This is a genomic window from Zestomonas ipomoeae, assembly GCF_057128665.1.
This window is the reverse complement of record NZ_JBSKHQ010000018.1, coordinates 23,145-36,049: the sequence shown is the minus strand read 5'-3', so window position 1 is coordinate 36,049 and position 12,905 is coordinate 23,145. Positions and strand designations below refer to the sequence as shown.

The following is a 12,905-nucleotide window of genomic DNA, read 5'->3' as shown; positions in this document are numbered from 1 at the left end:
TCCGCGCAGGAGATTCAGCAAAATGGTCAAGCGCAAACGAGTAGTGGTCACCGGCATGGGCGTGCTGACGGCCTTGGGCACCAGCGTCGAGGAATTCCGCCAGGGGCTGCTGGCAGAGAAGGCATCGATCGCACCTAGCCAGCACTTCCTCAAGTATTTCGATCACGCCAACGCCTCGGAAGTACCGGCGGAAATCGACTACGAAGGCCTGGACCCGGCCCTGTTGCCGGAACTCGACCGTACCGTGCTGTGGGGCTACAAGGTCGGCCGCGAGGCCCTGGTCCAGGCGGGCCTGCTCAACGCACCGCTGCTCGAACGCACCAGCCTGGTGGTGGGGGTTTCCTCCGCCGGCGCCGAGGCGATGATGCCGCTGATCGAGAACCGCCCCGAGGAATTTTCCCCGCGCAAGCTGGAGATTTCCGGCAGCTTCGCAGCCATCTGCCCGGTGGTGTCCTCGCTGCTCGGCCTGCGCGGCGGCTTCGAGCTGGTGGCCACCGCCTGCACCGCCAGCACCAACGCCATCGGCATCGGCTTCGACCAGATCCAGAACGACAAGACCCCGGTGGCGCTGATCGTCGGCTCCGACCCGGTCTACTTGCCCACCTTCGCCGGCTTCTATGCGCTCAAAGCCATGCACGAGCAGTCCTGCAGCCCGTTCTCCGGCACGCCCGGCATGTCCATCGGCGAAGGCGCCGGCGGCCTGGTGCTGGAAGAATACGAGCACGCCAAGGCCCGTGGCGCGACCATCTATGGCGAGATCATCGGCTACGCCACCTCGTCCGATGCCCACCACGAAACCGCGCCCGACCCGCGCGGCGAAGGCGCCGCCCTGGTGATGCGCACCGCGCTGAAGAACGCCGGTGTCGGCACCGGGGACATCCAGTACATCAACGCCCACGGCACCGGCACCGAGGCCAACGACCGCGCCGAAACCGTGGCGATGAAGAAGGTCTTCCCCAACATCGCCGAGATTCCGGTCAGCTCGACCAAGTCCTATTTCGGCCACAACATCGGCTCGGCCGGCATCATCGAGATGATCGCCTGCCTGGTCACCCTGCCGGACGGCAAGGTACTGCCGACCCTGAACTTCGGCACGCCGCGCACCGGCTGCGACCTGAACTACGTGCCCAACGAATTCCAGCGTCACGACGTGCGGCTGTTCATGAAGAACAACTACGCCTTCGGCGGCAACAACTGCAGCATCGTGTCGGCGGTGAAGCCGGAGTCGGTACCGCAGACCGAGTACCGCCCGCGGCGCGTGGTGGTCACCGGGCTGGGCATGCTGACCTCGCTCGGCTACGGCCTGGAGGAAGTCATCGCGCGTATTGCCAGCGGCGAGCAGGGCAGTGCGCTGATTCCCGCCTCCGAACTGGGCAGCATGGCCAACGACGGCGAGCAGCTACAGCGCTTGCTGGCCAGCAATCCACGACTGGCGCAGGTGCTCGACGAGGCTGGCGGCGACATTGCCGGACTCAGCTTCCGCGCCCATGAGATCCGCAATATCGAGCCGCGCCGGCATCTGAAGAACTTCGATGCACGCAAGGCCAGCAAGATCGGCACCTACGCCCTGCTGGCGGTGGAGCAGGCATTGCAGGGCGCCGGCAAGAAGGTGCGCCATGGCGATAGCGACACGGCGCTGATCATGGGCATGTCCAAGGGCCCGCAGGCGACCATGGCGCGCTATGCCCAGAGCCTGTCACCGGACCCGCGCCGCGCGCGCACCTTCGAATTCCCCTCGGCGCTGATGAATGCCATCGCCACCTTCTGCGCCATTTCCAAGGGTCTGAAGGGCTACAACAGCACCCTGTCGACCGGTTTCAACTCGGCCTTCGGCGCGCTCTGCTACGGCTACGAGATCGTGCGCCAGGGCCTGCAGGGCCAGGCGCTGGTCGGCGGCGCCGACGAGAACGCCTATGCCTCGGCGCTGATGTCGCAGCGCAACAGCGAGCGGCTGAACTGGGAGTCCGGCACCGACGCCTTCCAGGTCTACAGCGCGTCGAAGAATGGCTACCTGATGGGCGAGGGCGCCGGCGTGGCCTTTCTCGAAGACGCCGAGCAGGCCGCCGCGCGCGGTGCCCGGGTGCTGGCCGAGCTGGTCGGCTACGGACGCTCCTGCGATGCCGTGTATCCCGGTGAGGGCGGCATGGCGCTGGATGGCGCCAGCATGGCCGCGGCCATCGACCAGGCCCTGGCCGAAGCCGGCCTGCGGGCCGAGCAGATCGATCTGGTCTGCGGTACCAGCTGGGGCACCGCCGAAAGCTCGCAGAAGGAGCTGGCGGCGATTCGCCAGGCCTTCGGTCAGGCTCGTCCCGACGTGCCGGTGGTCAATTACAACGGCCACTTCGGCTTCGTCGAATCGGCCACCGGCCTGCTCAACCTGGCGATGCTTACCCGCGCGATGCAGACCGGCGAGGTCCAGCCGATCCCCTTCACCGAGGACTACTGCGCCGACGACATCGCCTTCGTGCGCTACCCCCGGCGCCTGGAGATCCGCCACGCGCTGCTGCTCGGCGCCTCGGAAGGCGGCAATAACTATGCGCTGGTGCTGCGCAACGGTGCCGTCCATGCCTAAGGCGAATGCCGCGGTGATCTCCGGCGTCGGTGCCTGCAACGACCTGGGCGCCGACCGCCGGGCACTGGTCCGGGCCCTCGGCGATGGCCGTCAGGGCCGTCGCCAGCCGTTCTTCGCCGATGCCGAAGCGGCGGCACCGCTGGGCCTGGGCTTCAATCCGGCGCAGGTGCCGATGCCGACGTTCGACAAGCCCCGGCGCGGCGAACAGGCCGGCGGGGCACAGAGCGCGGCGCGGCTGCTGCAGCGGGTGATCGACGAGGCCCTGGCCGATGCCGGACTGGCACCGTCGGCGCTGACCGAACCCGGCGCGCAGCTGTACCTCGGCGGGCAGGGCGTGCAGCCGGACATCATGGGGTTCTTCGGTTACCTGCGGCGCAACGACGAGGAAGACCTGCTGTTCAATCCGGCGATCCGCCAGTTGCACAGCCGGCAGTATTCCGAGGAGCAACTGGCGCGGCTGCTGATGCAGCACTACCGCCTGGCCACGCCGCCGCTGTCGCTGTACAGCGCCAGTTGTTCGAGCATGTCGGCGCTGTACCTGGCGAGCAAGGCGATCGAGTCCGGCAGCGCCGAGCTGGCGGTGGTGGCCTCCTGGCAGCAGGTATCGCTGTACAACCTGATGTTCATGGGCGGGCTCAACGCGTTGGCGAAGACCGTCTATCAACCCTTCGCCGCCGGCACCGAGGGCGTGATGCTCGGCGCCGGCGTGGCGGTGAGCATTCTGGAAAGCCCCGCCCGCCTGCAGGCCCGCGGCGCTCTCGGACGCATGCGCATCGAAGGCTTCGCCATGAGCCAGAACGGCGGTTCGGCGCGCGGAGGCCAGGCGTTCGCCCCGGACTTTCGCCTGATCGCCCGAACCATTGGCGACTCCCTGGAACAGGCCGAGACCACGGCGGGGCAGATCGGCTGCGTGTTCGCCCACGGCAACGGCATTCGCGGCAACGACCAGGCCGAGTTGATGGCGATCCGCAAGGTCTGGGGCGACAACGCGGTGCCCACGGTCTCCTACAAGGCGCAACTGGGCTACCAGGTGGCGGCCAGCGGCCTGACCGACGTGGCCATCGCCGCCGACGCCCTCGAGCAACGGCGCCTGCTCGCCTTCCAGGCCATGGCACCGCTGGATGCCGCGGCTGGTGTGCGGCTGCATGCGGATACCGAGCCGCTGCCGCTCGGCAGCGACAAACTGGTCAAGATCGGCCTCGGTATCGAGGGTTCGATCGCGGCTTGCACCCTGGCGCGGATTGCCTGATGGAGAAGCCATGACAATCGAAGAGAAGCAACTCGCCGCTAGCGGCGCGGCGCTGTCCCAGCAGGCCTGCATCGCCCCGGCGGCGGTGACCCTGGTGGGCATGGCGGCGGTCGAGCCCGGCCGCGCGCCGCAGCCGTTCGCCACCCAGTGGTTTCGCGCCTGGGAGGCGCAATTGCACAAGAAAGCGGTGCGCAAGACCCAGCGTCGCCAGTGGGACCTGTGCCGCTTCGGCGGTGCCAGCGGGCCCGATGCGGCCAAGGCCAATTACCGCGAGGCCCAGGGGGCCGTCAGCCAGGCCGCACGCCAGGCGCTCGGTGCGGCCGAGGCCAGTACCGGCAAACGTTCTTCCCGCGAGCGGCTGGCGCTGGTCTATTCGGATTTCTGGGGACAGTGCTCGCACCTGGAGCAGGCGCACAACTGGCGTGACAGCTTCGATCTGGATGTGATTCCCAAGCAGTTGCTGCGCGACCTCGGCATCGATGGCTTCTCCTGCAAGATCCAGGCGGGGCGTTCCGCCTTCGCCCAGGGGCTGCGGGTCGCTGGCGAGCTGCTGCATGGCGGTGAGATCGACACCGTGCTGCTGGGCGGCATCTTCCGTTTCTACCCGGCCCTGGGGTTTTCCGAAGCCATCGACAACGCCGACCAGGAACGCGGCTGGCTGGGCAAGGGTGGCCGGCACAACGCGCCGATCGTCGAGCGTGCCGGCTTCGTCGTGCTCAAGCGGCCAGAGGCGACAGGGGCCACGGCAGGCATTCGCCTGGGGTTGCCGCGCTACCTGCAGTTGCCCAAGGGCCGGGAGCAGGCGGCGACCGCCCTGGCTGCCGGCTGGTCGGCATTGCTGCCTGAAGGCAAGGCGCTGGTCTACGGCGGGCTGTATCCGTCGAGCCTGCTGGCTGAAGTGGAGAGCCAGGCGACCGCCGCCCTCGGCGATTCGGGGCTGTACGAGAACGTCTGTCGCCGCTTCGGTGACAGTGGCGGCATCAACCCGCTGCTGGCCCTGCAGCGCTTCGCCGCGCGCAAGGCTGCCGGCGACACTCCGCCGGCGCTGCTCAGCCTGAGCGACAGCCTGGGCGGCACCTGGCTGCTCAGATGCGACTAAGGATGCGGATATGAACCAGATAGTGAGCGCAGCGGAGTTGCCCATCGTGCGCCTGAGCGCGGTGGAGAAGTTCTACGGCCGGGGCGCCAACCAGGTGCACGCCCTGCAGGCCATCGACATCCTCGTCGAGCGCGGCGAGTTCGTCGCCCTCTGCGGCCAGTCCGGCAGCGGCAAGAGCACGCTGCTCAACCTGATCGGCGGCATCGACCGGCCCAGCGCCGGCCACGTGCACTTCCTCGGCCAGGACCTGGCCAAACTGAACGACCCTGAGCTGGCCCGCCTGCGCGCCGAGGAAATCGGCTTCGTCTTCCAGTTCTTCAACCTGCTGCCGGTGCTCAGCGTGTTCGACAACGTCTACTACCCGCTGATGCTCAACGGCCACAAGAAGGAGCGCGCACGGCGCCAGGTCATGGACGCGCTGGCGCGGGTCGGGCTGGAGAAGCACTACCTGCGGCGTCCGGTGGAGCTGTCCGGCGGTCAGCAGCAGCGGGTCGCCATCGCCCGCGCACTGGTGAAGAAGCCTGCGCTGGTGATCGCCGACGAACCGACCGGCAACCTGGATTCGGAAACCGGCCGTTCGGTGCTGGAGCTGATGCAGGAGATCAACCGGGAGAACGGCACCACCTTCATCATCTCTACCCACTCGGATGCCGTGCGCGATGTCGCCAGCCGGGTGATCAACATCGCCGACGGGAGGCTCAAGCAGGATGAGATCGCTCATGCGTAACGCCACGCGTCTGCTCGCCCTGGGCGGCCTGTTGGCCAGCGTCGGGCTGGGTGCCAGTGAAATGCCCGGCAGCATCGCCGACTACCGTGCACAGAGCGAGGCGGCGCTGACCCGCCTGGCGACCAGCGAACGGGTCGACGGGCTGCGCGACGAAGCCATCCTCGCGGTGGTGCGTGCCGGCGACAACGGGCTTGCCGAGCGCACCCTGGAGGCCCTCGACGACTACCGGCAGCAACACCCGGCCGACCTCTACGCCAAGATGTACGAGGGCTATGGCTGGCTGTTCACCGCTGGCGAGTACGTGAAGAAGCAGAACTATTTCCGCGCTGCCGAACTGGCCAAGCGCGGTTTTTTCCTGATCGACGAGGCGGTCGACGAGCAGCCGGATGATTGGCGGCTGCGCTACCTTCGCGCGCGCATGGACGTGTTCGTGCCCGCCGAGTTCGGCCGCCACGTGGTCGCGCTGAAGGACCTCGGCTACCTGGCCGATGCCGGCGCCACAGTGCCCGCCGAGCTGGGCGCGGTCATCGACTTCCTGCGGGTGCGGGCGCTGAAGGCCGCGGCCGAGGACGCGCAGGCCGAACGGGTGGCTGCCGAGCTGGCTCGCCGTCCGCTGTGGGGTGAACTGCTGGCGCAGACCCAGGGCCGGCTGTTCCTCACCCGCGAGGAAATCCAGTACGTGGTGGCGCCCATCGTGGAGACCGATCATGAGTGAGCTGCTCTACTACCTGGCCAACGCGGTGATTCTCTATGCCGCGCTGTTGCTGCTGTGGACCGCGCTGAAGCGGCCGACGTCGATCCGCTACGCCTTCGCCAACCTGTTCCGCCAGCGCCGCCGCTCGGGCATCACGCTGCTGGCGATCGTCATGGGCGGGGTGGCGGTGTTCATCTTCGGCGGTTTCGTGCAGCACTCGTTCTCGGCGCTGCGTGAGCAGACCATTCGCACCAACCTCGGCCACCTGCAGCTCTATCGCGAGGGCTACCTGGCCAGCGGCGCCTCCAACCCGCTGCGCTACGGCATCGAGGGCTACGAGGACATTCGCAACCTGCTCACCGGCGATGAGGTGCTCGGGCCGATGATCAAGACCGTTACCGGGCAGATCGAGTTCTCCGGTATCGCCTCGCGCTACGAGGCGGAAACCTCGACGTTCTTCTCCGGCGTCGGCATTGAGCCGGAAAGCGCACTCAGCCTTGGTGCGCTGGACCGCATCGTGCTCGGCAGCGACCTGTCGCGCATCGACGGCCTCGGTGCCACCATCGGCACCGGGGTGGCCAAGGGCCTGTCGGCCGGCTACGACGACTACCTGGACCTGCTGGTGGTCAACCCGAAAGGCGGGCAGAACGCCATGTCCGTCACCGTGCGCGGGGTGATGGAGTCGGGCATCAAGGAGTACGACGACCGCGCCCTCAAGCTGCCGCTGAAGACCGCCCAGGAGCTGCTGGAAACCGAGGAGGTGAGCAAGATCATCGTGCTGCTCAACGATACCGACCTCACCGACGCGGCACTGGCGCGGGTGAACCAGCTGATCGAGCAGAAGGGCCTGAAGCTCGAGGTGCGCCCCTGGTCGGAGCTGGCGGTGTACTACCACCAGGTGGTGGGGCTGTTCGACGGCATCTTCTTCTTCATCAAGTCCATCGTCAGCGTGATCGTGGTGTTCATGATCGGCAACACGCTGATGATGAACGTGGTCGAGCGCACCCGCGAGATCGCCACTCTGCGTGCCCTGGGGCTGACCCAGCGGGAGGTCGGCCGGCTGTTCATCCTCGAAGGCATCTTCATCGGCCTGCTCGGCGCTGCGTTGAGCCTGGCGGTGGGCATCGGCCTGGCCGAGCTGATCAACGTCAACGGTCTGCCGATGCCGCCCTCGCCGGGTTACACCAAGGGCTATCTCGCTTTCATCTTCTGGAATGAGAACTTCGACCTGTTCTGGTTCACCTGCGCGCTGGCGATAGTGACGGCGGTATTGGCGTCGATCATTCCCGCGCATCGTGCTTCGAGATTGCAGATAGCCGAAGCGTTTCGCTTTGTTTGAATCAGGCGTTGAATTTAACCAAGGGACATGTATCGAAGAACTCCGAGTGGCTTGAAGTTTTAGGGTCGAGTGACCCGTTGCAGTAAGCCGCTGAATAAATCGGCGTCGTTTGAAGTTGGTTGGGCGGGCGCCGTCAAGAGCGCGGAAAGTTGCTCGTTAAATACGAGCGACTTGGCGAAGCAATGAACTTCATGGCAAGGAATTATTTATGCAGGCAGAAAGGGAAGTTGTACTGATTACCGGTGCGGCGCGCGGCATTGGCGCGGCCATCGCCGAGCGCTTCATCGACGACGGCTACGACGTGGTGCTGAACTATCGCCGTTCCCAGGGCAAGGGTGCGGTGAACCTGGACAAGCTGGTGGAACGGGCCGAGGCCTGTGGCGTGCGGGCGGTGAAGGCGCAGGCGGATATCTCCGAGTCGCGTGACATCGAGCAGATGGTCAAGGGGCTGGAGCGCGACGGCGTCACCTGCATCAACCATCTGGTGCTGAACGCCGCCAGTGCGCCGTTCAAGGCCATCACCGAGCTGACCAAGCACGACTGGAAGCAACTGTTCGGCACCAGCCTGATCGGCAACGTTGCCTGCATCAACGCCATCACGCCGCTGATGCCGCGCGGCAGCACCATCTGCGCAATCTCCGGGGTGGGCAGCCGCATGGTGCTGCCGAACTACCCGCTCGGCCTGATGAAGGCGGCGCTCGAGAATCTGGTGCGCTACATGGAAGTCGAGCTCTACGACCGCGACATCCGCGTCAACGGCGTGTGCGGCGGCGTGGTGAAGAGCGACATGCTGCCCTACATGGCGCAGATGTGGCCGGACATGATCGGCCATCTCGAAGCATCCGGACGGCGCTGGGTGCTCGACCCGGAGGAGATCGCCAACATCGTCGCCTTCCTCGCCTCCAAGCGCTCGTCGGCGATTCGCGGCGAAATCCTGGTAGCCACCGGCGGCACCATGCTGGCGGCCTGAGGGGCAGGGGGCGAGGCTTTACGCCGCCGCCTCAACGAAGCACGGTGCAAGCACCAATCTCATTGGTTGGGTTGAGGAACGAAGCCCAACATTCGCGGCCAAGTTCGGCGTCGAAACCGGGTCGCTATCCTGGGAGCGTTTCGCGTTCCATGTTGGGCTTCGCTGCGCTCAACGCCAACCGTGCGCAGTCGTAGGTTGGGTTGAGGAGCGAAGCCCAACAGGACGCAACGCCCCCGCTGGCTAACGGGCGTTCACTCCCGCCAGCGGCGCAGCACCAGCGTGGCGTTGGTGCCGCCGAAGCCGAAGCTGTTGCTCATCACCGTATCCAGCCCCACGTTCTCGCGGGTTTCCCGGACGATGGGCAGGTCCGCCAGTTCCGAGTCGAGCATGTCGATATTCGCCGATGCGGCAATGAAGTTGCCCTGCATCATCAGCAGGCAATAGATCGCCTCATGCACGCCGGCGGCGCCCAGGGCGTGGCCGGAGAGGCTCTTGGTCGAGCTGATCGGCGGCTGCTCGCGCCCGGCGAAGGCCTTGCGCAGCGCGCGCATTTCGGCGAGGTCGCCGACCGGCGTCGAGGTGCCGTGAGTGTTCACATAGTCGATCGGCGTGTCGACCTTCGACAGGGCCAGCTGCATGCAGCGCAAGCCGCCTTCGCCGCTGGGCGCGACCATGTCGTAGCCGTCCGAGGTGGCGCCGTAGCCGACGATTTCCGCGTAGATCTTCGCTCCCCGCGCGCGTGCATGTTCCAGCTCCTCGACCACCACCATGCCGCCGCCGCCGGCAATGACGAAGCCATCGCGGCGGGTATCGTAGGGGCGCGAGGCGCGCTGCGGACTGTCGTTGTACTGGCTGGAAAGGGCGCCCATGGCGTCGAACAGGTAGCTCTGGCTCCAGTGCTCCTCTTCGCCGCCGCCGGCGAAGACGATGTCCTGGTTGTCCATGCGGATCTGCTCCATCGCATGGCCGATGCAGTGCGCGCTGCTGGCGCAGGCCGAGGCGATGGAATAGCTGACGCCCTTGATGCGAAAGGGCGTCGCCAGGCAGCCGGATACCGTGCTGCTCATGGTGCGCGGCACCCGGTAGGGGCCGACGCGGGCGATGCCCTTGCTCTTGAGGATTTCCATCGCCTCCATCTGGTTGAACGCAGAGGCGCCGCCGGAGCCGGCGATCAGGCCGGTGCGCGGGTTGGAAACCTGAGCGGTGCTCAGGCCGGCATCTGCGATGGCCTGCTGCATGGCCAGGTAGGCGTAGGCGGCGGCGTCGCCCATGAAACGCTTGACCTTGCGGTCGATGTCGAGGCTGTCCATGTCCAGCGACACCGCGCCACAGACCTGGCTGCGCATGCCCATTTCGGCATAGACCGGGTTGAAGCGAATGCCCGAGCGGCCTTCGCGCAGGCTGCGGGCGACGCTGTGCGGATCGTTGCCCAGGCTGGAAACGATGCCCAGGCCGGTAATCACGGCGCGACGCATGGGAAAGTCCTTTTAGTGGCGGTCAGTGGGGTCATCGCAATGAGCGCTCTCATTAGCACTCCCTCGCATCGAAGCGAACTTCTTGTGGGGCAAGAGACGAATCTTGTCTATCAACCAATGACGCAACGAAAAACCTGTTTCTTATAGTCGCCATCAGGCCGAAGTCTTTGCGCGGAGAAGTCGGAAGATAAAGAAAAACAATGCGCCAAGACTATCCCTTAAATGGGCTATGGCGCAAAGGAAAGTTGGGGTAAGTTGAGATGGCTTGTTGCACTGATTTGTTGCGCCGACAGCATCTTATTGTTGGTAAGACGGTGCTTGGTGATACGCGCAAGTTGTTGTCGGAAGCGTCAGGAGTATCGCAACGGGCAGCCGGCGACGCGCGCAGGGCGTATCGCCGGAGCAGGGGATTACAAGGGCAGGCCGGCCCTGACGCGGTACTGGTTGCGGACCGGATTGGCGTATTGCAGCACCAGGTAGGGGCGCTGTTCGCTCGGGCAGGCGGCCAGGCGCTTCTGCCACTCCGCGTCGGCGCGAGCCACTTCGGCGGCGGAGAACAGCTCCGTGGCGCTGGGCACGGCCAGTTCCGGGTCGCGCTCGGTCCACATGGCGTAGGCCAGGTAGTGCACCGGGAACAGCCGGTAGCCGCCGAGAATGCGCCGGTCCATCTCTGCCGCCAGCAGCTTGCTGTCGGCGATCTCGGCGTCGATCGGCTCGCCGAAGTGGATATGCACCCGGCCCTTGTAGCCGGTAATGCCGAGGGCAATGCTGGCGTCGTCTTCGCCGGGAGCCTTGGTGTAGGAGCCGGTGCTGGCGCGAATGTATAGCTCGTTGGCCTTGGCCTGGTCGCAGGGGTCGTATTCGTAGCTGATCGATACCGGCGTGAGGTTCAGGGCCTGGATGGTCGGGCCGAACGGCTCGTCCTTGCGGCTCATGTGGAACATCTTGAGGATCGCCGAATCGGTGCGGTCGTCACCGTCCTTGGCGCGGCCTTCGGCCTGGGCGATCCAGATCGATTCGCTGTCGGTGCGGATCGAATGATTGATGTACGCCGACAGCAGCTGGTACGCCGCCAGCTTCTCGCGGCGGCCGCTCAGCGAACGGTGCACGATGAAGCTCTTGTTCACCCGCATCAGGTCGCTGACGAAGGGCTTTTGCAGCAGGTTGTCGCCGATGGCGATGCGCGGCGTCGGCAGCCCGGCGTGGAACAGCGCATAGTTGACGAACGCCGGGTCCATGACGATGTCGCGGTGATTGGCGAGGAACAGGTAGGCCTTGCCCGCGGTCAGTCGCTCGACGCCGGAGTAGGTGACGCCGTCGGTGGCGCGCTCGATGGTACGGTCGATGTAGGGCTCGATCTTCGCCTGCAGGGCGGCCACCGAATCGACACCGGCGAACGCCGCACGCAGCCGATGGGCTATAAGTGGTTTAAGCAGCCAGCCAAGCGGACCGGCCAGGCGTGGGAAGCGAAAGTGGGTGAGGATGTTGAGAAAGCTCTCGTCGGCGAACAGACGCGCCAGTACGGCAGGGACTTCGGCGTCGGCGTAGGGTCGGATGGCATCGAATTCGCCCATCATGCTCTCTTGTTATGCATTCGGCGGTGGAAGATAGCGGCGCCCAAGACGGGCCCTGCCCAGGGTGGGCTGCAAATAGACCGGCGATTATAGCCGCAAGTCACACGGAGGCTGCGATGCTGGAAACCCAGGACTACCAATGCCCGTACTGCGGCGAGCCGGTCGAGGCGGTGCTCGACCTGTCCGGGGGCGATCAGCGCTATATCGAGGACTGTCCGGTGTGCTGCCGGCCGATTGTGTTCCAGTTGAGCAGCGACGGTATCGACTGGAGTCTGGACGTGCGACGGGAGGATGACTGATGCAGCGAATCTACGAGCCCCAGGACCTGCTGGAAGCGGAGCTGCTGCGCGGTATGCTGGCCAGCGAAGGCATCGAGGCGCACCTGACCGGCGGCCACTTGCTCGGAGCCATCGGCGAATTGCCGCTGTGCGGGCTGCTCGCGCTGCTGGTGGAAAACGAACAGGCCGAGCGCGCACGCCGGCTGATCGCCGCGTACAATGCCGCGCTGCCCGTGCCGGGCGAAGAACCTGAACAACTGCCCGGCGTGCTGCTCTGCTGATTCCCCTTACGCCTACGAGTCCTACCATCTTATGTGTGGACGTTTCGCCCTGTTCCGTTGGTCGCCCGCACTGACGGCGCTACCCGGTTTCCCTGCCGATCACCAACCCCACTGGAACCTGGCGCCTGGCAGCCAGGTGCTGATGCTGCGCGGCGGCGAGCGCCAGGCAGCATTGGCGCGCTGGGGGCTGACGCCGCCGTGGCTGACCGATCTGTCGCGCACGCCGGCTCAGGCCCGCGCCGAAACGCTGGCCGAGCAGCCGATGTTCCGCGAGCCCTTTCGGCAACGACGCTGCCTGTTGCCGGCCAACGGCTTCTACGAGTGGCGTGGAGGCGCGCGCAAGCGGCCGTACTGGATCAGCGGCGAAGACGGCCTGCTGCATTTCGCGGCGATCTGGGAATGCTACCCGGTGCAGGGCCACGATTACCTGAGCGTGGCTGTGGTGACGCAGGCAGCGGCCAGCCTGCGCCGGCCATTGCTGCTGGACGAGGCGGAGCAGGCCGCCTGGCTCGCCGAGTCGACCCCCGAGTCGCAACTGCTAGGCCTCCTGGCCAAACCGCAGAAACCGCTGCGCGAGCGGGCGTTGGCCAGCTTGGTCAACGACCCCGCGCTGGATGGGCCGGAATGCCTGACGCCGGCCTGAAAAG

At 66.1% G+C, this 12,905-nt stretch carries 12 protein-coding genes; 10 read left to right on the top strand and 2 right to left on the bottom strand.

What is annotated here, in order from left to right; genetic code table 11:
• Positions 1–22 precede the first annotated feature (22 nt).
• The 7 genes from ACWKV7_RS17950 to ACWKV7_RS17920 all read left to right on the top strand — a co-directional run bounded on the left by ACWKV7_RS17950 (position 23) and on the right by ACWKV7_RS17920 (position 8,650).
• Positions 23–2,572 carry a beta-ketoacyl synthase N-terminal-like domain-containing protein gene (locus ACWKV7_RS17950; RefSeq protein ID WP_483859067.1) on the top strand — a complete coding sequence of 850 codons (2,550 nt, stop codon included), beginning with the start codon at positions 23–25 and terminating at the stop codon, positions 2,570–2,572.
• A complete protein-coding gene (locus ACWKV7_RS17945) occupies positions 2,565–3,821 on the top strand; it encodes a beta-ketoacyl synthase N-terminal-like domain-containing protein (protein ID WP_483859066.1) in 1,257 nt (418 codons plus the stop codon). Before ACWKV7_RS17950 ends, ACWKV7_RS17945 begins: the two co-directional genes overlap by 8 nt.
• Positions 3,822–3,831: 10 nt before the next feature.
• On the top strand, positions 3,832–4,920 hold the full coding sequence (locus tag ACWKV7_RS17940) for a hypothetical protein (protein WP_483859065.1): 1,089 nt from the start codon (positions 3,832–3,834) through the stop codon (positions 4,918–4,920).
• Between the two features lie 10 nt (positions 4,921–4,930).
• On the top strand, positions 4,931–5,647 hold the full coding sequence (locus ACWKV7_RS17935; protein WP_483859064.1) for an ABC transporter ATP-binding protein: 717 nt from the start codon (positions 4,931–4,933) through the stop codon (positions 5,645–5,647).
• Positions 5,640–6,362, top strand: a complete 723-nt coding sequence (locus ACWKV7_RS17930; RefSeq protein ID WP_483859063.1) for a hypothetical protein — start codon at positions 5,640–5,642, stop codon at positions 6,360–6,362. The genes ACWKV7_RS17935 and ACWKV7_RS17930 overlap by 8 nt, the downstream gene beginning before the upstream one ends.
• On the top strand, positions 6,355–7,680 hold the full coding sequence (locus tag ACWKV7_RS17925; RefSeq protein WP_483859062.1) for an ABC transporter permease: 1,326 nt from the start codon (positions 6,355–6,357) through the stop codon (positions 7,678–7,680). The genes ACWKV7_RS17930 and ACWKV7_RS17925 overlap by 8 nt, the downstream gene beginning before the upstream one ends.
• A 208-nt stretch (positions 7,681–7,888) precedes the next feature.
• Positions 7,889–8,650 carry an SDR family oxidoreductase gene (locus ACWKV7_RS17920; RefSeq protein WP_483859061.1) on the top strand — a complete coding sequence of 254 codons (762 nt, stop codon included), beginning with the start codon at positions 7,889–7,891 and terminating at the stop codon, positions 8,648–8,650.
• A 251-nt stretch (positions 8,651–8,901) separates the two neighbouring features.
• On the opposite strand, the gene fabB is transcribed toward ACWKV7_RS17920, so the two are convergent.
• Together fabB and ACWKV7_RS17910 are read right to left on the bottom strand one after the other, a co-directional pair.
• Entirely contained in the window at positions 8,902–10,125 is a 1,224-nt protein-coding gene (gene fabB / locus ACWKV7_RS17915) for a beta-ketoacyl-ACP synthase I (RefSeq protein ID WP_483859060.1), read from the bottom strand.
• Between the two features lie 410 nt (positions 10,126–10,535).
• A complete protein-coding gene (locus tag ACWKV7_RS17910) occupies positions 10,536–11,699 on the bottom strand; it encodes a 1-acyl-sn-glycerol-3-phosphate acyltransferase (protein ID WP_487249226.1) in 1,164 nt (387 codons plus the stop codon).
• Positions 11,700–11,815: 116 nt separating this feature from the next.
• Between ACWKV7_RS17910 and ACWKV7_RS17905 the strand changes: the two genes are divergently transcribed.
• The 3 genes from ACWKV7_RS17905 to ACWKV7_RS17895 are packed head-to-tail and all read left to right on the top strand — an operon-like array spanning position 11,816 to position 12,901.
• The gene (locus tag ACWKV7_RS17905; protein WP_483859058.1) at positions 11,816–11,998 is read left to right on the top strand and encodes a CPXCG motif-containing cysteine-rich protein; all 183 of its coding nucleotides are present in this window, start codon (positions 11,816–11,818) and stop codon (positions 11,996–11,998) included.
• A complete protein-coding gene (locus ACWKV7_RS17900; protein ID WP_483859057.1) occupies positions 11,998–12,258 on the top strand; it encodes a putative signal transducing protein in 261 nt (86 codons plus the stop codon). Before ACWKV7_RS17905 ends, ACWKV7_RS17900 begins: the two co-directional genes overlap by 1 nt.
• 31 nt (positions 12,259–12,289) lie before the next feature.
• Positions 12,290–12,901 (top strand): SOS response-associated peptidase, encoded by a 612-nt coding sequence (locus tag ACWKV7_RS17895; protein WP_483859056.1) that lies wholly within the window; start codon positions 12,290–12,292, stop codon positions 12,899–12,901.
• Positions 12,902–12,905 lie beyond the last annotated feature (4 nt).